The 19,945-nt window shown below is 71.6% G+C and carries 19 protein-coding genes and 1 riboswitch; of the genes, 11 read left to right on the forward strand and 8 right to left on the reverse strand.

Annotation, left to right across the window (positions count from 1 at the left end):
• Nucleotides 1-4: 4 nt before the first annotated feature.
• Both ACWED2_RS36430 and trxA read left to right on the forward strand, forming a co-directional pair.
• Complete coding sequence (locus ACWED2_RS36430) at nucleotides 5-400, forward strand: MerR family transcriptional regulator (RefSeq protein WP_449695064.1); 396 nt, start codon at nucleotides 5-7, stop codon at nucleotides 398-400.
• Nucleotides 401-410: 10 nt separating this feature from the next.
• Nucleotides 411-746, forward strand: coding sequence for a thioredoxin (gene trxA, locus ACWED2_RS36435; protein ID WP_449695065.1), 336 nt, complete (start codon nucleotides 411-413; stop codon nucleotides 744-746).
• Here the strand turns inward: trxA and ACWED2_RS36440 are convergent.
• Nucleotides 727-1,359 carry a TetR/AcrR family transcriptional regulator gene (locus ACWED2_RS36440; RefSeq protein WP_449695066.1) on the reverse strand — a complete coding sequence of 211 codons (633 nt, stop codon included), beginning with the start codon at nucleotides 1,357-1,359 and terminating at the stop codon, nucleotides 727-729. The genes trxA and ACWED2_RS36440 overlap by 20 nt on opposite strands.
• 279 nt (nucleotides 1,360-1,638) lie before the next feature.
• Here ACWED2_RS36440 and ACWED2_RS36445 point away from each other — a divergent pair, with 279 nt between their 5' ends.
• The 4 genes from ACWED2_RS36445 to ACWED2_RS36460 all read left to right on the forward strand — a co-directional run bounded on the left by ACWED2_RS36445 (nucleotide 1,639) and on the right by ACWED2_RS36460 (nucleotide 8,699).
• Nucleotides 1,639-2,217, forward strand: coding sequence for a MerR family transcriptional regulator (locus ACWED2_RS36445; RefSeq protein ID WP_033260631.1), 579 nt, complete (start codon nucleotides 1,639-1,641; stop codon nucleotides 2,215-2,217).
• 42 nt (nucleotides 2,218-2,259) lie between these two features.
• Nucleotides 2,260-2,358: riboswitch (glycine riboswitch) on the forward strand.
• 297 nt (nucleotides 2,359-2,655) lie between these two features.
• Nucleotides 2,656-5,532, forward strand: a complete 2,877-nt coding sequence (gcvP, locus tag ACWED2_RS36450; protein ID WP_449695067.1) for an aminomethyl-transferring glycine dehydrogenase — start codon at nucleotides 2,656-2,658, stop codon at nucleotides 5,530-5,532.
• Between the two features lie 60 nt (nucleotides 5,533-5,592).
• Nucleotides 5,593-6,528 carry an NAD-dependent epimerase/dehydratase family protein gene (locus ACWED2_RS36455; protein WP_449695068.1) on the forward strand — a complete coding sequence of 312 codons (936 nt, stop codon included), beginning with the start codon at nucleotides 5,593-5,595 and terminating at the stop codon, nucleotides 6,526-6,528.
• The gene (locus tag ACWED2_RS36460) at nucleotides 6,525-8,699 is read left to right on the forward strand and encodes a glycosyltransferase family 2 protein (protein ID WP_449695069.1); all 2,175 of its coding nucleotides are present in this window, start codon (nucleotides 6,525-6,527) and stop codon (nucleotides 8,697-8,699) included. Before ACWED2_RS36455 ends, ACWED2_RS36460 begins: the two co-directional genes overlap by 4 nt.
• Here ACWED2_RS36460 and ACWED2_RS36465 read toward each other — a convergent pair.
• On the reverse strand, nucleotides 8,629-9,126 hold the full coding sequence (locus tag ACWED2_RS36465; protein ID WP_449695070.1) for a GtrA family protein: 498 nt from the start codon (nucleotides 9,124-9,126) through the stop codon (nucleotides 8,629-8,631). The genes ACWED2_RS36460 and ACWED2_RS36465 overlap by 71 nt on opposite strands.
• Before the next feature lie 139 nt (nucleotides 9,127-9,265).
• Between ACWED2_RS36465 and ACWED2_RS36470 the strand changes: the two genes are divergently transcribed.
• Entirely contained in the window at nucleotides 9,266-10,420 is a 1,155-nt protein-coding gene (locus ACWED2_RS36470) for an NAD-dependent epimerase/dehydratase family protein (RefSeq protein WP_449695071.1), read from the forward strand.
• A gap of 37 nt (nucleotides 10,421-10,457) precedes the next feature.
• Here the strand turns inward: ACWED2_RS36470 and ACWED2_RS36475 are convergent, their stop codons facing one another.
• Nucleotides 10,458-10,817, reverse strand: a complete 360-nt coding sequence (locus tag ACWED2_RS36475) for a nuclear transport factor 2 family protein (protein ID WP_449695072.1) — start codon at nucleotides 10,815-10,817, stop codon at nucleotides 10,458-10,460.
• Between the two features lie 168 nt (nucleotides 10,818-10,985).
• Between ACWED2_RS36475 and ACWED2_RS36480 the strand changes: the two genes are divergently transcribed.
• Nucleotides 10,986-11,774 carry a helix-turn-helix domain-containing protein gene (locus ACWED2_RS36480; RefSeq protein ID WP_449695132.1) on the forward strand — a complete coding sequence of 263 codons (789 nt, stop codon included), beginning with the start codon at nucleotides 10,986-10,988 and terminating at the stop codon, nucleotides 11,772-11,774.
• Between the two features lie 40 nt (nucleotides 11,775-11,814).
• On the forward strand, nucleotides 11,815-12,594 hold the full coding sequence (locus tag ACWED2_RS36485; RefSeq protein WP_449695073.1) for an aldo/keto reductase: 780 nt from the start codon (nucleotides 11,815-11,817) through the stop codon (nucleotides 12,592-12,594).
• On the opposite strand, the gene ACWED2_RS36490 is transcribed toward ACWED2_RS36485, so the two are convergent.
• The 5 genes from ACWED2_RS36490 to ACWED2_RS36510 form a co-directional block, all read right to left on the reverse strand.
• Entirely contained in the window at nucleotides 12,591-14,573 is a 1,983-nt protein-coding gene (locus tag ACWED2_RS36490; RefSeq protein WP_449695074.1) for a hypothetical protein, read from the reverse strand. The genes ACWED2_RS36485 and ACWED2_RS36490 overlap by 4 nt on opposite strands.
• Nucleotides 14,574-14,689: 116 nt before the next feature.
• Nucleotides 14,690-15,565 (reverse strand): 3-methyladenine DNA glycosylase, encoded by an 876-nt coding sequence (locus ACWED2_RS36495; RefSeq protein ID WP_449695075.1) that lies wholly within the window; start codon nucleotides 15,563-15,565, stop codon nucleotides 14,690-14,692.
• On the reverse strand, nucleotides 15,562-16,605 hold the full coding sequence (locus ACWED2_RS36500) for a hemolysin family protein (RefSeq protein WP_449695076.1): 1,044 nt from the start codon (nucleotides 16,603-16,605) through the stop codon (nucleotides 15,562-15,564). The genes ACWED2_RS36495 and ACWED2_RS36500 overlap by 4 nt, the downstream gene beginning before the upstream one ends.
• Nucleotides 16,602-17,951 (reverse strand): hemolysin family protein, encoded by a 1,350-nt coding sequence (locus ACWED2_RS36505; protein ID WP_449695077.1) that lies wholly within the window; start codon nucleotides 17,949-17,951, stop codon nucleotides 16,602-16,604. Before ACWED2_RS36505 ends, ACWED2_RS36500 begins: the two co-directional genes overlap by 4 nt.
• Before the next feature lie 199 nt (nucleotides 17,952-18,150).
• A complete protein-coding gene (locus ACWED2_RS36510; RefSeq protein ID WP_086848108.1) occupies nucleotides 18,151-18,732 on the reverse strand; it encodes a TetR/AcrR family transcriptional regulator in 582 nt (193 codons plus the stop codon).
• Nucleotides 18,733-18,916: 184 nt separating this feature from the next.
• Between ACWED2_RS36510 and ACWED2_RS36515 the strand changes: the two genes are divergently transcribed.
• Both ACWED2_RS36515 and ACWED2_RS36520 read left to right on the forward strand, forming a co-directional pair.
• Nucleotides 18,917-19,318 (forward strand): hypothetical protein, encoded by a 402-nt coding sequence (locus ACWED2_RS36515; protein ID WP_449695078.1) that lies wholly within the window; start codon nucleotides 18,917-18,919, stop codon nucleotides 19,316-19,318.
• 32 nt (nucleotides 19,319-19,350) lie between these two features.
• The gene (locus ACWED2_RS36520; protein WP_449695133.1) at nucleotides 19,351-19,944 is read left to right on the forward strand and encodes a DUF3558 domain-containing protein; all 594 of its coding nucleotides are present in this window, start codon (nucleotides 19,351-19,353) and stop codon (nucleotides 19,942-19,944) included.
• The last annotated feature ends 1 nt before the right edge of the window (nucleotide 19,945 follow it).

The raw sequence follows: 19,945 nt of genomic DNA on the forward strand, positions 1-19,945 counted from the left end.
AGGCATGCGGATCGGAGAACTGGCGCAGCGCACGGGTACCACCACCCGTGCGCTGCGGTTTTACGAGGACCAGGGCCTTCTTCGGGCCCGCCGCTCGGCCAACGGCTACCGCGAATACGGCGAGGACGACCTCCAGCTGGTCAAGGAGATCCAGACCCTCCAGACGGTCGGCCTGACCCTCGAGGAGACGCGCCCGTTCGTCGAGTGCCTGCGCAGCGGCCACGAGACCGGTGACTCCTGCGCGAGTTCGATCGAGGTCTACCGGCGCAAGCTCGAAGAAGCCGACGCCCTTCTGGCGCGGCTCGGCGGGATCCGCGGCGAGCTGGCCGCGAAACTCGCCGCCGCGCTGGCCCGGCAGGCGCCCGATCCGTGCGTCGTGCCCGAATCCCCGCGCCTCTGAAGGAGTCCCCTTGTCCGAAGTTGCTGAAGTCACCGACGCGACCTTCACCGAAGTCCTCGGCAGCGACGTCCCCGTGCTCGTCGAGTTCTGGGCCACCTGGTGCGGCCCGTGCCGGATGGTCGGCCCGGTGCTCGCGCAGCTGGCCGCCGAGCGGGACGGCGAACTCGCCGTCCGCAAGATCAACGCCGACGAAAACCCCGGGACCACCCGCGCCTACCAGGTCATGTCGCTGCCGACGATGATCCTCTTCCGCGGCGGCGAGCCGGTCGAGACGATCGTCGGCGCGTTCCCGAAGGCCCGCATCGAAGAGCGGCTCGACCGGGTGCTCACGGCGCCGTCGCTTTGACGAAGGTGTCGGCGACCTCGCGTCCGTACCGCTCCAGGTCCAGCGACGGGTCGGCCGCGTAGGCCGCGGCGACCCCGTCGATGGCCTGGGCGATCGACATCGCCATCACCTCGGGCGTGAACTCGCCGAACACCCCCTCGGACTGGCCCTGCCTGAGCTGCCGGGCCAGTCCGTGCACGCGCAGGTCGTCGACCAGCACCTTCGTCATCACCCAGCCGTCGGCGTCGTCCGCGTTGGAGGCCAGCTCCGACAGCGCCCGGACGCACTCGGGGTACGCGCGCAGGAACGCGATGGACGTCTCGATGTGCGCCCGCAGGTAGCCGGGCCGGTCGGCCGGGTCGAGGCCGCCGCCGGTGCGTTCGGTGAGGAACTCGCCCTTCGTCTCGACGACCGTGCTGAGCACGGCCTGCATCAGGCCGGCCTTGTTCGTGAAGTGGTACGAGATCAGCCGGGTGCTGCTGAGCCCGGCGCGCTCCTTGATCCTGGCGAAGGTGGTGCGGCGGTAGCCGACGTCGGCCAGGACGCCGATGGTCGCGCCGATGATCTGCGCCCGGCGGGCGGCCTCGGTGACGCTGAGGCCGAGCTCGGCCATGAGGTCGGTGTTTACTTGCATGAGTAAAAAGTTACTCGGCTGAGTAAAACCGGTCAAAGGGTTTGGGCTCACGCCGTAGGGGGTACGGCGAACGGCTCAAAGGCTCAGCCGACCGTCGAGGCTTGCCGCGCGTCGCGTTGACCGGCACTGTCCGGGCGCTTACCGTCGAAGAAGAGAAATTGCCACGGTGTGATTAACGGTCTGGGGCCGGACCGTGGCGATTGATCTCCGGTGGGTCCCGCTCCTGGGACCGTCCGGCTGTCATTCGCCGGCCGCCAGGTCGGGCGAGGGGAGGCTTGCGTGGTCGAGGCTGGTTCCGAGAAGCAGCCTGTCGAGGTCGCGACCGGGGAGCAGGGGGAACTGTTCCCCGACAACTCGCTGCCCGACGAGCTGGTGGGCTACCGGGGTCCGGCGGCGTGCCAGATCGCCGGCATCACCTACCGCCAGCTCGACTACTGGGCCCGGACCAAGCTGGTCGCGCCCAGCATCCGCACCGCGCACGGCTCCGGCTCGCAGCGGCTGTACTCCTTCAAGGACATCCTGGTCCTGAAGGTCGTCAAGCGGCTCCTGGACACCGGCGTCTCGCTCCAGAACATCCGGGTCGCCGTCGACCACCTGCGCGTCCGCGGCGTCCGCGACCTTGCCCGGGTGACGCTGTTTTCCGACGGCACCACGGTCTACGAATGCACCTCGCCGGAGGAGATCGTCGATCTGCTCCAGGGCGGCCAGGGCGTCTTCGGCATCGCGGTCAGCGGCGCGATGCAGGAAATCAGCGGCACCATCCACGAGTTCCCGGCCGAACGCGCCGACGGCGGCATCGTCGAGACGCACGAACCGGACGAACTCACCCAGCGCCGCAACGCCCGCAAGACCGGTTGATCATCGCTCCGCGTGAGCGGGTAAGGTACTGCCTGCGGTCGACGAATCCGCGCGGGAGAGTCCGAGCCACACCTTGAGCTCGGCGCCGAAGGAGCAAGTCCTCCCCGGAACCTCTCAGGCACCCTGGACCGCGCGGACGAGACGCCTCTGGAAAGCGGGTCGTCAGGACACACCCTGATGGCCCCGCCGACGGTGCAAGCCCGGCTCAACCTGCGGGCGAAACTCTCAGGCGCCCCTCGGGGTCAGACAGAGCGGGGAGGTTCCTTCGGGTTTCGGCGAATTCCGCTCGCGGAGAGCGCTCGCCGGAACCCTCCGGAGTGTCTTGTGGGGGTGCAACCCCCACACCCCGCCCGGTGGGCTCCGCCCCCGGACCCCCGTCGTGGTCACCTTCCGCTCTAAGGTCGGGTTAGTACGCGCCGCCGGTCGGAGGAGGCCATCGTGGAAACTACGCTTGCCTCGCTGGAACAGGGCATTCCCTTCGCCGACCGGCACATCGGGCCCGGGCCGGACGACCTCCGCCACATCCTCGATGTCATCGGCGTCGCCTCACTCGACGAACTCGCCGAACGGGCCGTGCCCGGCTCACTGCGGGACTCCGCCGAACCGCTCGAACTGCCGCCCGCCGCCTCCGAAGCTCAAGCCCTCGCCGAACTTCGCGAGCTGGCCGGGCGGAACCGGCCGATGGCGCAGATGATCGGGCTCGGCTACCACGACACCGTCACCCCGCCCGTCATCCGGCGGGGCGTCCTCGAAAACCCGGCCTGGTACACCGCCTACACGCCCTACCAGCCCGAGATCTCCCAAGGGCGGCTCGAAGCGCTGCTCAACTTCCAGACCATGGTCGCGGACCTGACCGGGCTCCCGGTCGCCAACGCGTCCCTCCTCGACGAGGCCACCGCGGCCGCCGAGGCGATGACGCTCGTCCGCCGGGCCGGGCGGGCGACCTCCCATCGGTTCGTCGTCGACGAAGACACCCTGCCGCAGACCCTCGCCGTGCTCCGCACCCGAGCCGAACCGCTCGGGATCGAACTCGTCGTCGAGGACCTCTCCCAAGGGCTGACCGGGCTCGGGCTCGGCGGCGACTTCTTCGGCGTGCTCCTGTCCTACCCCGGCGCGTCCGGTGCGGTCCGCGAGCCCGACCTCACCATCGCCGAAGCCAAGAAGCACGGTGCGGCCGTCATCGTCGCCGCCGACCCGCTCGCCCTCACCCTCCTGCGGCCCCCAGGCGAACTCGGCGCCGACGTCGCCATCGGGTCGACGCAGCGGTTCGGCGTCCCGCTCGGCTTCGGCGGCCCGCACGCCGCCTACCTGGCGGTCCGGACGGGCCTCGAGCGGCAGCTGCCCGGCCGGCTGGTCGGCGTCTCGAAGGACGCCGATGGCACACCCGCGTACCGGCTCGCCCTCCAGACGCGCGAACAGCACATCCGCCGCGAGAAGGCGACGTCGAACATCTGCACCGCGCAGGTGCTCCTGGCCGTGATGGCGTCGATGTACGCGGTCTACCACGGGCCCGAAGGGCTGCGGTCGATCGCGCTGCGCACCCACCGGATGGCGACGGTGCTCGCGGCAGGGCTCTGCGAAGGAGGCGTCGAGGTCGTCCACGGCGAGTTCTTCGACACCGTCGTCGCGGCCGTGCCGGGCCGGGCGGACGCGGTCGTCGCGGCGGCCCGCGACCTCGGCGTGAACCTGCGCCGGATCGACGAAGACCACGTCGGCATCGCCTGCGACGAGACCACCACCCGCGAGCGGCTTTCCTGCGTGTGGAAGGCCTTCGGCGTCTCCGTGTCCGATGTGGACGGCCTTGACGCGGACACCGCGGACGCCCTCCCGGCCCCGCTGCGGCGGACGAGCGCGTACCTCACGCACCCGGTGTTCCACGCGCACCGCTCGGAAACGGCGATGCTGCGGTACCTCCGGCGGCTGGCGGACAAGGACGTGGCGCTCGACCGCAGCATGATCCCGCTCGGCTCGTGCACCATGAAGCTCAACGCCACCGCCGAAATGGAGCCGGTCACCTGGCCGGAATTCGCCGGCCTGCACCCGTTCGCGCCGGCCGAAGACGCCGCCGGGCTCCTGGAAGTGGCCGCCGACCTGAGCGCCTGGCTCGCCCGGATCACCGGCTACGACACGGTTTCCCTGCAACCCAACGCCGGCAGCCAGGGCGAGTTCGCCGGCCTGCTCGCCATCCGCGCCTACCACCGCTCCCGCGGCGAGCACGCGCGCGACGTCTGCCTGATCCCGGCCAGCGCGCACGGCACGAACGCGGCCAGCGCGGTGATGGCGGGCATGCGCGTGGTCGTCGTCCGCTGCGACGACACCGGCAACATCGACCTCCCGCACCTGCGGTCCACAGTGGACGAGCACCGGGCCGACCTCGCCGCGATCATGCTCACCTACCCGTCGACGCACGGCGTCTACGAAGACACCGTCGGCGAGGTGTGCGCGGCGGTGCACGACGCGGGCGGCCAGGTGTACGTCGACGGTGCCAACCTCAACGCGCTGATCGGGGTCGCCCAGTACGGCCGCTTCGGCGCCGACGTCTCGCACCTCAACCTGCACAAGACGTTCTGCATCCCGCACGGCGGCGGCGGGCCCGGCGTCGGCCCGATCGGAGTCCGCGCGCACCTCGCGCCGTTCCTCCCGAACCACCCGCTGCAGCCGGCGGCCGGCCCGGCCACCGGCGTCGGCCCGGTCAGCGCGGCACCGTGGGGCAGCGCGTCGATCCTGCCGATTTCGTGGGCGTACACCCGGATGATGGGCGCCGAGGGCCTCCGCCGGGCGACGCTCATCGCGGTGGCAAACGCCAACTACGTCGCCCGCCGCCTCGCCGCCCACTACCCGGTGCTGTACGCCGGCCGCGAGGGCCTGGTGGCGCACGAATGCATCCTCGACCTGCGGCCGCTGACGAAGGCCACCGGCGTCACGGTCGACGACGTCGCGAAACGGCTGGCGGACTACGGCCTGCACGCGCCCACGATGTCGTTCCCGGTCGCGGGCACGCTGATGGTGGAGCCGACGGAAAGCGAAGACCTCGCCGAACTCGACCGCTTCTGCGCGGCGATGATCGCGATCCGCGGCGAGATCGACCGCGTCGCGGCGGGGGAGTGGCCCCTCGAAGGCTCACCGCTGCGGCAGGCACCGCACACCGCCCGATGCGTCACCGGAGAGTGGAACCGGCCGTACAGCCGCGAGACCGCGGTGTTCCCGGCCGGGACGTCCGCACCGAAGATCTGGCCCCCGGTCCGGCGGATCGACGGCGCGGCGGGCGACCGGAACCTGGTCTGTTCCTGCCCGCCACCGGAGGCCTTCGCCTGAGCCCGGTCGCCGGGAGAGCCGTCGCGCGGGCTCACAGGAACGCGGGGTAGGTTGACGCGCATGGTGAGCAGGCTCGGTCCGGATCGGACGTCCGTGGTCGTGACCGGCGGCAGCGGCTTCATCGGCCGGGCCGTCGTGCGCGCCTTCCGCGACCGGGGTGTCCCCGTCACGGTCGTGGACCGGGTGGCCTTTCCCGAAGAGCTCGACGGCGTGCGCGTGGTGACCGGCGACCTCCGCGAGGCGGCCGTGCGCGAGCAGGCCGTCACCGGCGAGACCGCGGCGATCGTGCACCTGGCCGCGCTGACGTCGGTGCTGAGGTCGGTCGAGCTGCCCGAGGACACCTTCGCCGACAACGTCCTGGTCACCCAGGAACTCCTCGAGCTCGCGCGGCGCCACGAGGTGCCGGCGTTCCTCCTCGCCTCGACCAACGCGGTGATCGGCAACGTCGGCTCCGCGACCATCACCCCGGACCTGCCGCTGCGCCCGCTCACGCCGTACGGCGCCACCAAGGCGGCGTGCGAAATGCTGCTGTCGGGCTACGCCGGGGCGTACGGCATGACGACGTGTGCGTTGCGGTTCACCAACGTCTACGGACCCGGAATGTCCCACAAGGACAGTTTCGTGCCGCGGATGATGCGGGCCGCGCTGACCGGCGGCGGCGTCAAGATCTACGGCGACGGCCGCCAGCGCCGGGATCTCGTCCACGTCGACGACGTCGTGCGGGCAGTCCTGCTGGCCCTCGACAGCGGCTACTCCGGCCGCGCGATCGTCGGCGCCGGGCGCTCGGTGTCCGTGCTGGAGATGGTCGACGCCGTGCGCGAGGTGACCGGCGCCGAGCTGCCGGTCGAGCACGTCGGCGCCCCGGCCGGGGAGATGCCCGCGGTCGTCGTCGACGTCTCGGCGAGCGCGGACACCATCGGCTACCGGCCGGAGGTCTCGCTCACCGACGGCTTGGCCACGGCCTGGAAGTACTTCTCCGGCCTCGCGAACCGGTGAGGGCTTTTCTCAAGCGGCACTGGCTGCTCCTCCTGCTCCTCGTCCCGGCGATCACGCTCCGGGTGCTGACCTGGCTGGCCTACCGGCCCGCGCTGCTGTTCATCGATTCCTTCCGGTACATCGACAACCTGCATGCCCTGCGCGCCGACCAGCTCGACCCGATCGGCTACGACCTGGTGCTGCGGCCGCTGCTGGCCGTCGGCGGCCTCGCCTGGGTCGCCGCGGTGCAGCACGTCGGCGGTGTGCTGATCGCGATCGGCGTCTACGCGTTGGTCCTGCGCCTCGGCGGCCGCCCTTGGGTGGGCGCGTTCGCCGCCGCCCCGGTGCTGCTCGATGCCTACCAGCTGCAGATCGAGCAGAACATCATGTCCGAGGTGACGTTCGAGGCGGTGCTCCTCGGGCTTCTCTGGCTGCTGCTGGGGTGGGGCACTCCCGGCTGGAAGCGGGCCGGCGCCGCGGGCCTGCTGCTGGGCTTCGGCGTGCTGACCCGGCTGATCGGGATCTCGCTGGCGTTGCCGCTGCTGGTCTTCCTCGTCACCGCCGGGGGAGCGTGGCGGCGGTGGGCGGGCTGGCGCCGGGTCGGCGTCGGCCTCCTGGGCCTGCTCGCCGTGCTCGTGCCGTATGCGGCGCGGGTGCACTCGGAGACCGGCAAGTGGGGCCTGACCGGGCCGTCCGGGAACATGCTCTACGGCCGCACGGCCGCCGTCGCCGACTGCCCGGACCTCCACCTCGCTCCGGAGCTGCAGGTGTTCTGCCCGGCCGAGCCCCGCGAGAAACGGCTGGTCGACAACTACACCCACGCCGACCTCGACCCGAACTGGCCGGGTCCGCTGCCGCCCGGCGCGGACAAGGCCGCCCTGGCCCACCAGTTCGCGATCGACGTCCTGAAGGAGCAGCCCGGCGACGTCGCCGAAGCGATCCTCGACGACTTCGCCAAGAGCTTCGCCTGGGCGCGCGAGCAGGACCCGACCGACGTCCCCCTGGACCGGTGGCAGTTCCAGCTGAGCTACCCGCAGTGGGCCGACCAGTCCCTGATCGACCTGGTCACGCTGCAGAACGACGGTGTCGTCGCGAGCGTCGACCAGCCCCTGGCGAAGATCCTCCGCGACTACCAGCTCGACGGCGGCTACGTCTCGGGCGGAGTGCTCGGCATCGGCGCGCTCCTGGGCCTGTTGACGGTCTTCCGGCGCAAGAAGCCCCTCGATCGGGCCCAGGCGGGGGCGCTGTTCGCGGCGTCGAGCGGGCTCGTCCTGCTGTTCGCCTCGGCGGTGTTCCAGTTCTCCTGGCGCTATCAGCTCCCGGCGTTGGTGCTGCTGCCGGTCGCCGGGGCCCTCGGCTTCACCACGCTGACGTCGGCGAGCCGGAAGCGGCTCGCCGCGTTCCCCGACGACGTCGACTCCGGCGCCCTCGACGACTTCCGCGGCCGCCACCCGGACCTGGAACTGGCGCCGCTGACCGTCGTCATCGCCGCCTACAACGAAGCCGGCGGCATCGGCGAAGTGCTGGAGAAGATGCCGGACGAGTGCCTCGGCATGCCCGTCGACGTCCTCGTCGTCGTCGACGGCGGGACCGACGACACGGCCGCGATCGCCGAGGCACACGGCGCGTACGTGTGCGTCGCGCCCCGCAACCGCGGCCAGGGCGCGGCGCTGCGGCTGGGCTACCACCTCGCGGCGGAATCCGGCGCCGAGTACGTCGTGACGACCGATGCCGACGGCCAGTACGACAACAGCGAGCTCGAGGCGCTGGTCCGCCCGGTCGTCGACGGCACCGCGGATTTCGTCACCGGGTCGCGGCGGCTCGGGCACGAGGAGGCCGACAGCCGCGTCCGGTGGCTGGGCGTGCGGGTGTTCGCGGTGCTGGCGTCGGTGCTCACGGCGCGGCGGATCACCGACACCTCGTTCGGCTTCCGGGCGATGCGGGCGGAGCTGGCCTGCGCGGTTCCGCTGCGCGAACCGCAGTACCAGTCCTCGGAGCTGCTGCTCGGCGTCACCGCCCGTGGTGCCCGGGTGGCCGAGCTGCCGATGAGCATGCGGCTGCGCAAGGCGGGCAAGAGCAAGAAGGGCGGCAGCCTCGTCTACGGCGCCAACTACGCCCGGGTCATGACCGGGACGTGGTGGCGGGGGTACGTGCTGCGCCGCGGCCGAACACGAACCGGTCGAGCAGCGTGAACTTGACGGCGAACACCAGCGCGTAACTGGCCACGTACGCGCCGTCGACGAGCACGACCCACCAGAAGTGCGGCAGGTCGAGGGGCATCAGCAGCGAGCCCGCGAGGGTCGTCAGGCCGATCGAAGCGAGCCCGCCGAGCCCGATGACGACCAGGTAGGGCAGCAGTTCCCGGCGGACGCGCGGGCGCCCGGTGCGGCCCCAGACCCAGCGCCGCGTGACCAGGAAGTTCAGCACCGCGCCGGCCGCCCAGGCCAGCGTGCTCGCCAGTGCCGCGGCGCCGCCGGTGGCGAGCGCGGCGAGCAGCACGACCTGGCTGAGGACCGTGGCCGCGACCGACGTCGTCGCGGCGCGCGCCAGGCGGGCCCAGCCGCGGCGGCGGGTCTTCTCCGCCGTGCGGGGCCGCACGGCGTTGGTTACGGTCGTCATGCCCCCATCCTCCCCGCGGGCCGGCCGCGCCGCCGTCCGACCCCCTCACGCATAGGAGATTCACAGGTCATTGACAGGTCCTCATCAGCACGTGATCTATAGCGTTCGTGTGGCGTAAACGAGCAGGAAAGGCGGCACAATGCGGGTGCTGGTTCTCGGCGGTGACGGATATCTGGGCTGGCCGACCGCGCTGCACTTATCGGACAAAGGCCACGAGGTGGCCGTTCTCGACAATTTCGCGCGACGCGGGTACGACGCCGAACTCGGTGTCGATAGCCTGGTCCCGATCGAATCCCTCGCCGACCGCATCGCGACCTGGCGCGAGGTCTCCGGTCGCACGATCACCAGCTACGAAGGCGATCTGCTCGACGCCGAGTTCCTGTTCGAAGCGGTGCGCGGCTTCGCGCCGGACGCCGTCGTGCACTACGCCGAGCAACGGTCGGCGCCGTATTCCATGATCGACCGCGAACACGCGGTGTACACGCAGCACAACAATGTGATCGGGAACCTGAACCTGCTCTACGCGATCGCGGAGATCGATCCGGCGATCCACCTGGTCAAACTGGGCACGATGGGCGAATACGGCACGCCGAACATCGACATCGAAGAAGGCTGGCTGGAACTCGAGCACAACGGCCGCTCCGACCGGGTGCTGTTCCCGAAACGGCCGGGTTCGTTCTACCACCTGACGAAGGTCCACGATTCCCACAACATCGAATTCACCTGCCGCGCGTGGGGCCTGCGCGCGACGGACCTCAACCAGGGCGTGGTGTACGGCCAGCAGACCCCGCAGACGGCGCTGGACCCGCGGCTGGCGACCCGCTTCGACTACGACGCCGTGTTCGGCACGGTGCTCAACCGGTTCGTCATCCAGGCGGTGCTGGGCCAGCCGCTGACGGTGTACGGCAAGGGCGCGCAGACCCGCGGCCTGATCGACATCCGCGACACCGTGGAGTGCATCCGCCTGGCCGTCGAGCACCCCGCCGAGCCGGGCGAGTTCCGGGTGTTCAACCAGATGACGGAGAGCATGTCGGTGGCGGACATCGCCGAGCTGGTGGCCGACCGGTTCCCCGGCCCCGTGCAGATCGAGCAGCTGGAGAACCCCCGCACCGAGGCGCCGGAGCACTACTACAACGTCAAGCACACCGGGCTGGTCGGGCTGGGCCTGAAGCCGCACCTGCTGTCGGACACGCTGATCGAGTCGATGTTCGACATCGTGGGCGCCAACAAGCACCGGGTGAACCCGGAGAAGCTGCGCCCGACCGTCCGCTGGCGGGGCGCACTCAAGGCCTAGCGGCCGTGGGGGCTCCCGGGTGGGAGCCCCCACGGGGTCAGCCGGGCAGCTTGTCGAGGAAGCCGTGCACCTCGGCGATCTTGCCGTCCGCGAGTTCGACGACGTCGAAGCCGATGGCGACCGGCTCGGCACCCGGCGTGCCGAGGTGCCACTGGAAGCGGGCCAGGTCGTGGTGGGCATCGGGGTCGGCGGGCAGGCTGAAGGTGAGCCCGCCGAACTGCTGCTGCGCCCCGGCGACGAACCCGTCGATCCCGTCGTGCCCGCGGACGGCGCCGAGGGGGTCGGTGTAGCCGGCGTTCTCGGTGAAGACGTCGGCGATGAGTGCGCGGCGCTTGTCGCCGTCGATCTCGTTCCAGACGGCGATGTACTGCTCGACAAGCGTGCGGACGTCGGTCACGGGTGGATCCTTTCGTTGGGGGACAACGGTTTTCGCTGTCCTGCGCTGGGACCCACTCTGGCGGCGCGGCGGCGGCTCGTCGATTACCCGGCAGGTAATGCCGGGGCATTACCTCCGAAGTAATGGCAGCGGCTCGCCGCTGCCCGTAGCGTCGCTCGGGTGACGACCATGGTGCGGGCGCGGCCCGTCGGGGAACTGTTGCGGGAATGGCGGGACCGGCGCCGGATCAGCCAGCTCGACCTGGCGATCTCGGCGGACATCTCCACCCGCCACCTGAGCTTCGTGGAAACCGGGCGCGCCAAGCCCAGCCGGGACATGGTGCTGCGCCTCGGCGAGCACCTCGACGTCCCGCTCCGCGAACGCAACCGGCTGCTGCTCGCCGCCGGGTACGCACCCGCCTACACCGAGAACGCGCTGGGTGACCCCGGGATGGACGCCGTCCGGCAAGCCGTGCGGCAGCTGCTCGCCGGGCACGAGCCGTACCCGGCGGCCGTCGTGGACCGGAACTGGGACCTCGTCGAGGCCAACGCCGCCACCGGCCTCTTCGTCGCCGGGATCCCGGCCGAGCTGACCACGAACGTCCTGCGCGCCACCCTGCACCCCGACGGCATGGCCCCGCACATCCTGAACCTGGGGGAGTGGCGCGCCCACCTGCTCGGCCGGCTGCGGCGCCAGGTGACCCAGACCGCGGACGCGGGCCTCGCCGAGCTCCTGGACGAGCTGCGCGGGTATCCCTGCGACCAGCCCGTGCCCGAGGTGGAGGTCCCCGGACCGGGTGACATCTTCGTGCCGCTCAAGTTCCGCCACGACGGTACCGACCTCACGTTCTTCAGCACGGTGGCCACGTTCGGCACCCCGCTGGACATCACGGTGGCGGAACTGGTGATCGAGTCGTTCTTCCCGGCCGACGGCGCGACGGCGGCGTATCTGCGCGAGCGGGCCGCCCGGGTGGGATGATGGGGGTCCGCGCAGCATCCGAAGTGAGGATCACCGGTTGATGGCCGTCCCGCCTTCGCTCGCCCTGTCCGTCGGAGTCCGCATCCCCCAGCTGCTGTTCGGTGTCGCCGGCCTGTCCCCGGCCGAAACCGGCCGCGCCGTCCGCATCGCCCTCGACACCGGCTACCGCGGTATCGACGCCACGCCGGGCAGCGAGACCGCGGTCGGCGCGGTGCTCGCGGCGGCCGAGGTACCGCGCGAGGACCTCTTCGTCACCGTGCACGTGCCCGCGCAGGGCTACGACACCGCCCGCCGGGCCGCCGACCAGGCGCTGGCCGCCTTGCAGCTCGAGCGGGCCGACCTGTGCCTGCTGGACGGCACCCATGGCGCGTTCACCGACACCTGGCGCGTGCTGAGCCGGCTGCGCGCCGACGGCCGGGTCCGCGCCATCGGCGTCGCCGGGTTCGGCGTCTCCGAGCTGCGCCGGCTCGTCGACGCGACCGGTTCGGTGCCGTCGGTCAACCAGGTCGAGCTGCACCCGTGGCTGCAGCAGGTGCCGCTGCGCGAGTTCCACGCCGGGCGCGGCATCGTGACGGCCGCCGCCAGCCCGGCCGCGAACGCGGCGCTGCTGTCCGACGAGACGGTCACCGCGCTCGCCGCCAAGTACGGCAAGAACCCGGCGCAGATCGTGCTCCGGTGGCACTTGCAGAACGGCACGGTCGCGGTGGCGGCGTCGGCCACCACCACCCGGATCCGGGAGCACTTCGGGATCTTCGACTTCGAGCTGGCCGACGACGACCTCGCCGTGGTGGCCGAGCTCGACAACGGCACGCGCGTCTAGGTCGACTTGATGCCCGCCGCGGCGAAGTCGGCCTGCTGGGCGGGCTGCTCCAGGTACTCGCGGAACGTCTGGGCGGCGCGCAGCGCGGTGTCGTCGACGCCTGGGCCGGCGAGCCCGATGAACGGGTAGTCCGCCGAGCGCGCGTTCGCCACCGACTGCGCGGGCGAGCCGATCATCTCCGGCTTCTTGGTGGTGAGCTCGCTGACCCAGTACGACGATTCGGGCAGCCACGCGGCCGGCAGCCCGCCGATGGTGTCCAGCTTGGCCCGGCCGACGAGCGCGTCGAGCACCTGCGCCGACGGCCTGGCTTCGATCACGATGTGCACGCACTGCCCGTGGACGACGGTGGCGGCCTGGTTCCACCGCTGGGCCGCGGCGGTGAGCGGCTTCTGCACGCTCGGGGTGACGACGACCCGCATGTTCGAGGTGCCGCCGTCGCAGCTGGCGGCCTGCGCCTCGGCGCGGCTGTTGAGCTCGTTGTCGGCCCAGTTCCAGCCGACGACGCCGAGCCCGATGAGCAGGGCCAGGACGGCGCAGGCGATCGGCCAGCCGGCGATCCGGCGGCGCGGCGCCTTCTTCCCGACGATGCGGTGCGACCCGGTGGCGTCGCTCTTGCCGACGACGCGGTGGGAGCCGGTGCCTTCGCTGCGGGCGGTCCGGTTCGGCCCGGTGCTGTCACCGCGGCCGGCGCGCTGCGGCCCGGTGGTGTCGGTGCGCTCGCCGCGGTCCGCGGTGGGGGCGGCGGTGTCCTCGGTCCGGTCGAGGGTGCGGGACGTGTCGCTCCGGGTGGTGACGTCGTCCGGCCGGGTGATGACTTCGGTCCGCTCGGCGGCGGTTTCGCCGGGGGCCCGGCCGCCCTTGCGACGCGAACGGGGGGCGGGGGATTCGGCGGGGGCGGCGACCGGGTGAGCACCGGTGGCTCCGGCCCGGCGGGCGGCGCGGGTGGGTCTGCCGGACGACGGCGCTTCGATGCGGTCCGGGGCCGGGCTGGTGCGGTCCTTGCGGCGCGAGCGGGTGGTGGTGCCGGTTTCCGCGCGGTCGGCGACGGGGTGCGAGCCGGCGGCGTCGCCGGGTCGCGTGGAGAGGATCGTGGTGGCTTCGGTGCTCGCCACCGGGTACGCCCCCGACGCTTCGCCGCGGCGGCCGGCGGCGGGGCGCTCGGCGACGGGATAGGCCCCCGAAGCCTCGCCGCGGCGGGTGGCCGCCGGGCGCTCGGCGACGGGGTAGGCGCCGGATGCTTCGCCGCTCCGGGTGCTCGTGGGGCGGTCAGCGACGGGGTAGGCGCCCGAAGCTTCGCCGCGGCGGGCGCCCGCGGGGCGGTCTGCGACCGGGTGCGCCCCGGATGCTTCGCCCCGGGTGCCGGGGGAGCGTTCTGTGGCGGGGTAGGCCCCCGAAGCTTCGCCGCGGCGCGTGCCCTCGGCGACCGGGTAGGAGCCTGAAGCTTCGCCGCGGCGCGTGCTCGCGGGGCGGTCTGCGGCGGGGTAGGAGCCGGATGCTTCGCCTCGGTGGGTGCTCGCGGCGCGCTCCGCCACGGGATAGGAGCCTGAAGCTTCGCCGTGGCGCGTGCCCGCGGAGCGCTCCGCGACCTGGTACGCCCCCGAAGCTTCGCCCCGCCGGGTGCCGGTGGAGCGCTCGGCGACGGGGTAGGCACCGGAAGCCTCGCCGCGGAGTGCGCTCGGAGCCCGGCCCGCGACCGGGTACGAGCCTGAAGCCTCGCCCCGCCGGGTGGCCGGGGCGTCGGCGCCGGGCACGGGTGGGAAGCCGGGCGCCTCCGCGCCCTCCGTGAAGAAAACCGATCCGGATGATTCGCCGGGGGTGCGGGCGGCGGCGCGGCCCGCGATGCCGAAGGCGTCCGAGATGGAGCTGCGTCCCGGGGTGCGGAAGGCGCCGGAAGCCTCGCTGCGACCCTCGGCGGGGACGCGCGGCGTGCGGTCCTGAGGGTGCGGCACCGGCTCCTCGTCCCGGTAGTGTCGCCCCATCCGTCATCCTTTCGGGGTGAGCGCATGCCAAGCACGCGCTGCTATGCAATCAAACCGTTATCACCCTAACAGGTGAGTATCGGTGAGAGAATAATCTGACTCACAGTGGGCCGTGCTCAGGGTGCTGCGCCGACCAGGCGATGGCAATGCGCAATCAGGCGATGACGCAGCGGCGCCGCCCGGCGGGCGAACTCCGCTTGGGCCCTGGCGTACTCGGCCCGGCCGGCCGGCGTCTCGATCCGCACCGGGGCATAGCCGAGTGAAGCCAGGTCGTACGGGCTCGCCCGCATGTCCAGGGTGCGGATCTCGGCCGCCAGCTCGAAGCAGTCCGCCACGAGCTCCGCGGGCACGAACGGGTCGAGCTTGTACGCCCATTTGAACAGATCCATGTTCGCGTGCAGGCACCCCGGCTGCTCGAGTGCGATCTGCGTCTCCCGCGACGGCGCCAGCCCGTTCAGGGGCCGCGCGGAGTCGGTGAAGAAGCGGAACGCGTCGAAGTGCCCGCAGCGGATGTCGAGGGACTCCACGACCGCGTCGGTGCCCGCCGAGCCCAGCCGCAGCGGCACCTGGTCGTGCCGCACCGAATCCGGCGGCTCGCGGTAGACCATCGCCCACTCGTGCAGGCCGAAGCAGCTCAGCCGGGGCGCGCGGGACGCCGTCGCGGTCAGCAGGGCGAGCACGAACTCGGCCGTCCGGACCTTGCCCTCGCCGAAGCCCGCCGGGTCGAGCAGGACGCCGTCGGCCGTGGAGACGTACCCCTTGCGGTCGAGGAAGCGCCGCGCCGCTGGCCCGGCGAGCGCGACGCCGGGCCCGGGCTGCCACCGCTGCAGGTGCGACGGCCGGTACGAGTAGTAGGTGAACAGGAAGTCCAGCACCGGGTGCTTCTCGCCGCGCGAGCGCCGCTCCTGGTGCGGGCCGGTCCACCGGCGCATCCGCGCCACGTGGGCCGCTTCCCTGGCCAGCCAGTCCGGCTCGGCGAGCACCTCGGTCATGCGCCCACGTGGGTGCCGTCGCGCACCGTGCCCACGTACTCCTCGACCAGGTCCTCCAACGCGACGACGCCGACGGCGTCACCGTTCGCGTCCAGTGCCCGCGCGAGGTGGCTGCGTTCCTTGCGCATGGCCGAAAGCGCGACGTCGAGCCGGGCGTCGGCCCGCAGCTCGGTCAGCGGGCGGGTCTTCGACGCCGGCACGGTCGTGCTCGGGTCCTGCCCGGCCAGGTCGAGGATGTCCTTGACGTGGATGTAGCCGGTCAGCCGCCCGTCGTCGGTGCACACCGGGAACCGCGAGAACCCGGTGGACGACACCGCCCGCTCGACCTCGCCGACGGTCGGCCCGCAGGGGAGCGTGGTCAGCTCGGCGGTGGGCACCAGCACGTCGGCGACCGTCTTCTGCACCGACGAGAGCGTCTGGGCGAGCCGCTGGTGCTCGGACTGGTCGAGCAGGCCCTCCCGGCGCGACTCGCTGAGCAGCTCGGCCAGCTCGTCGGACGTGTAGGCCGTCTCCAGCTCGTCCTTCGGCTCGACGCGGACGGCGCGCAGCAGCGAGTTGGCGATGAAGTTCAGCAGCCAGATGAACGGGTTGGCCACCTTCACCCAGGCGACGTGCACCGGCACCAGCCACAGCGCGAGCCGCTCGGGCTCGGCGATGGCGAGGTTCTTCGGCACCATCTCGCCGATCAGCACGTGCGCCACGGTGATGAACGCCAGCGCGATGGCGAACGAAATCGGGTGCAGCAGGGCCTCGGGCAGGCCGAGGGCGTCGAAGCCGGCCGCCAGCCGGTGCGCGATCGCGGGCTCGCCGAGGCGGCCCAGCAGCAGCGAGCAGATGGTGATGCCCAGCTGCGCGCCGGCGAGCATCAGCGACACGTGCCTGCTCGCGTTGATGACGATCTTCGCGCGGGTCTTTCCCTGCTCCAGCAGCGCTTCGAGCCTGTCGCGCCGCGAGGAGATCAGGGTGAACTCCGCGCCGACGAAGAAGGCGTTGGCCAGCAGGAGGACGACGACGAGGGCGATGTTCAGCCAGTCGGTCACGAGGCCACCTCCGCTTCCGGGGCCGCTTCCGGGGCCGTGCGGACCGGGGCCACCTCGACCTCGGCGATCCGGCGCTTGTCCATCGTGGTCACGGTGAGCAGCCAGCCGTCGACCTCGGTGGCGTCACCCTCGGCGGGGATCTTGCCCAGGCGTTCGAGGATCAGCCCGGCGATGGTTTCGTAGTCCCCGTCCGGCATCCGGAACCCGGTGACACTCGTGACCTCGTCGGCGCGCAGCTGCCCGGACACCAGCCAGCTGTCCGCGCCGACCTGCTGCGACGCCGGTGCCTCGCGCTCGTCGTGCTCGTCGCGGACGTCGCCGATGATCTCCTCGACCACGTCCTCCAGGGTCACCAGCCCGGCCGTGCCGCCGTACTCGTCGACGACGATGGCCAGCTGGAAGCGGGAGTCGCGCAGGCGCAGCAGCAGGTCGTCGCCGGGCAGGGACTCCGGCACGGTCGGCACCGGCCGCATGACCGAGCCGATCGGCACGGCGGCCCGGTCGGCCGCGGGCACCGCGAAGGCCTGCTTGACGTGCACCGCGCCGCGGACGTCGTCGAGGTCCTCGGCGTGCACCGGGAACCGCGAGAAGCCGGTGCGGCGGGAGATCTCGATGAGGTCCTGCACGGTGTCGTCGACGGCGAGGGATTCGAGCTGCACGCGGGGGGTCATCAGCTCTTCGGCGGTGCGCTCGCCGAACCGCAGGGAGCGGTCGAGGAGCTCGGCCGTGGAGGTGTCGAGCGTGCCGCTTTCGGCGCTGGACCGCACGATCGAGCCCAGCTCCTGCGGCGAGCGCGCGGACCGCAGCTCTTCCTGCGGTTCGACGCCGAACTTGCGCACCAGGAAGTTCGCGCTGTTGTTCATCAGCGTGATGAGCCAGCGGAACAGCGAGGAGAACCGCGAGTGGTAGCCGGCGACCGCGCGCGCGGTCGGCAGCGGCCGGGCGATCGCCAGGTTCTTCGGCACCATCTCGCCGAGGATCATCGACAGCGACGTCGCCAGGACCAGGGCGAGCACGATCGACGCGCCCCCGGCGAACCCGGCCGGCAGCCCGAGGCCGGTGAGCAGCGGCCGGACGAGCTCGCCGATCAGCGGCTCGGCCAGGTACCCGGTGATCAGCGTGGTCAGGGTGATCGCGACCTGGGCGCCGGAGAGCTGGAACGACAGCGTCCGGTGCGCCTTCTGGACTGTCAGCGCCCGGCGGTCGCCGACCTGGCGGACGTTGGCCTCGACGGTACTGCGCTCGAGCGCGGTCAGCGAGAACTCGGCCGCGACGGCGAGCCCGGTGCCGATCGTCAGCAGCACGAACAGGAGGACGCCCGCGACGGCGAGCAGGATCTGGATCATTCCGCACCCGCCCGGGTGGCGGGGGACGAACCTATCGGACAGCCGGGTCGGTCACCCGGCCCGGTACTGTCACCGGGTGACTGCGCTGCGCGCACGAAACGGTCACTCCTAGCAAGAAATCGGCGTGTACTGCGGATATGCGGACAATCCTAACGTGTCTTTCGCGCTCGCCGCTCGCGTACCGGGTGTGTCGGCGCGCTCATCCGCGGCTCGGGCGGTGCCGCCGCACGGTTTCTTCGACGAGGTCGAGCACCGGCCCCAGCCCGGCGGCGGGCAGGCCCATCGCCAGGTGCGAGACGAGTCCTTCGAGGACGAGTTCGAGAAAGGCGGTGAGGACGTCGACGTCGACGTCGTCCCGCAGGTTCCCGGCTTCCCGCTGGCGGAGCAGGCGCAGCCGGGTGGCGGTGGTGAGCTGCTCGGACCGTTCGGCCCACCGGGCCCGGAACTCGGGGTCGGTGCGCAGCCGCCGGGACACCTCCAGGCGCGTCCCGAGCCAGTCGGCCGGGTGGTCGCCGCCGGCCAGCAGGTCGCGCATGACCTGGACGAGGCCCTGTTCGGCGACGACGTCGGCCATCCGCAGGGCATCGTCCTCGGCGAGGGCGAGGAAGAGCGACTCCTTGTCGCGGAAGTGGTGGAAGATGGCCCCGCGCGAGAGCCCGGTGGCTTCCTCCAGGCGCCGGACTGTGGCACCTTCGTAGCCGTAGCGCGCGAAGCAGACGCGCGAGCCGTCGAGGATCTGGCGCCGGCGTGCGTCGAGGTGATCCTGGCTTACGCGTGGCATCCTGAAATCCTGGCATCGCGGACCGGGATCTCGCAATCCGTACGTACGTACTGTGACCCGGAGTGCCGGGAACCCGGTCGTGGCCCCCACCGTCCGAACGTTGCGCGTTTCGCTGACACGAAGAGAGACGGTTGGCTAAGGTTTGTCCCATCACGGTGGGTGAACCCGAGGGGAAGGTGCGGTCGTGATCATCGGTGAAGCCGGGCAGGCGGTCCAGGCGGTCTGGGGTGGCGCCATCCTGGGCGAGGGCGGCCGCGTCTACGGCGGCGGTGGCGGCGGCGGTGGCCGGTTCGAGATGGACCCGGAGGAGCTCGCCTCGGTGATCGGCCAGTGGGAAGCCGAACTGGACAAGATCGTCGAAGACAAGGATCGGATCGCCACCATCATCGCGTTGGTCGAATCCCCGGGTAAGGACGTGGTCAGCGGCGGGTACGTGTCGACGACGATGGACTCTCTCGCGGCGCTCCAAACCCAAAACGACTCGATGCTGAAGTACGTGCAGAGCTACGTGAAGAAGCTGAAGGAAGCCCAGAGCAAGACGGTCGCGACCGACCAGGGCATGGCCGACCCCTTCCGGACGGTGTGACCGTGCGTCTGCCGGCCCGCGTCACCGCTGCTGTGGCAGCTGTCCTCCTGCTGCTCGCGGGGTGCTCTCCCGAAACAACCGGAACCGCATCGCCCGCGCCGAGCAGCTCGGCGTCGTCCGGTGCCGCGCCCAATGCCGACGTGCCGAAGGTGCCGGCACCGCTCGACGTCGGGAAGTACACCTCGAAGCCGTGCGACATCGTGCCGGTTCCGGTGCTGTCCTCGCTCCGGTTCACGGATGCGGGGGACACCCAGCTGCGGGACGACGGGTTGGGTGCGCCGGGGCCGAGCTGCAGCTGGAAGATCTTGGGTGAGGGCGTGAGCATGCAGGTCATCATCGGCACCGGAAACCGTGACCGGGGTGTCGGTGGGCTGGCCGGGCTGTACGGGGCGCACGAACGCGGCCAGTTCCCGTTCCTCGAGCGTGCCCCTGACGTGGAGGGCTACCCGGCGATCTACGTGGACAAGCGCGACCGCCGGCCGATCGGCAACTGCAGCATCGGTGTCGGGGTCGCGGACGACCTCGTGGTCGGTGTGTATTCCGGCGGGTACGAAGGCGCGGAGGATTCCTGCGCCGCGGCCCAGAAGGTGGCGGCCGCGATCATCACCACACTCAAGGGGGCATGAC

It is taken from the genome of Amycolatopsis sp. NPDC005003, from assembly GCF_053600695.1.

Coding starts and splice junctions, on each gene's coding strand:
- ACWED2_RS36430 (WP_449695064.1), top strand. CDS start 5: ATGCGGATCGGAGAACTGGCGCAGCGCACGGGTACCACCACCCGTGCG.
- ACWED2_RS36440 (WP_449695066.1), bottom strand. CDS start 1,359: ATGCAAGTAAACACCGACCTCATGGCCGAGCTCGGCCTCAGCGTCACC.
- ACWED2_RS36455 (WP_449695068.1), top strand. CDS start 5,593: ATGGTGAGCAGGCTCGGTCCGGATCGGACGTCCGTGGTCGTGACCGGC.
- ACWED2_RS36465 (WP_449695070.1), bottom strand. CDS start 9,126: ATGACGACCGTAACCAACGCCGTGCGGCCCCGCACGGCGGAGAAGACC.
- ACWED2_RS36470 (WP_449695071.1), top strand. CDS start 9,266: ATGCGGGTGCTGGTTCTCGGCGGTGACGGATATCTGGGCTGGCCGACC.
- ACWED2_RS36480 (WP_449695132.1), top strand. CDS start 10,986: ATGGTGCGGGCGCGGCCCGTCGGGGAACTGTTGCGGGAATGGCGGGAC.
- ACWED2_RS36485 (WP_449695073.1), top strand. CDS start 11,815: ATGGCCGTCCCGCCTTCGCTCGCCCTGTCCGTCGGAGTCCGCATCCCC.
- ACWED2_RS36490 (WP_449695074.1), bottom strand. CDS start 14,573: ATGGGGCGACACTACCGGGACGAGGAGCCGGTGCCGCACCCTCAGGAC.
- ACWED2_RS36495 (WP_449695075.1), bottom strand. CDS start 15,565: ATGACCGAGGTGCTCGCCGAGCCGGACTGGCTGGCCAGGGAAGCGGCC.
- ACWED2_RS36505 (WP_449695077.1), bottom strand. CDS start 17,951: ATGATCCAGATCCTGCTCGCCGTCGCGGGCGTCCTCCTGTTCGTGCTG.
- ACWED2_RS36510 (WP_086848108.1), bottom strand. CDS start 18,732: ATGCCACGCGTAAGCCAGGATCACCTCGACGCACGCCGGCGCCAGATC.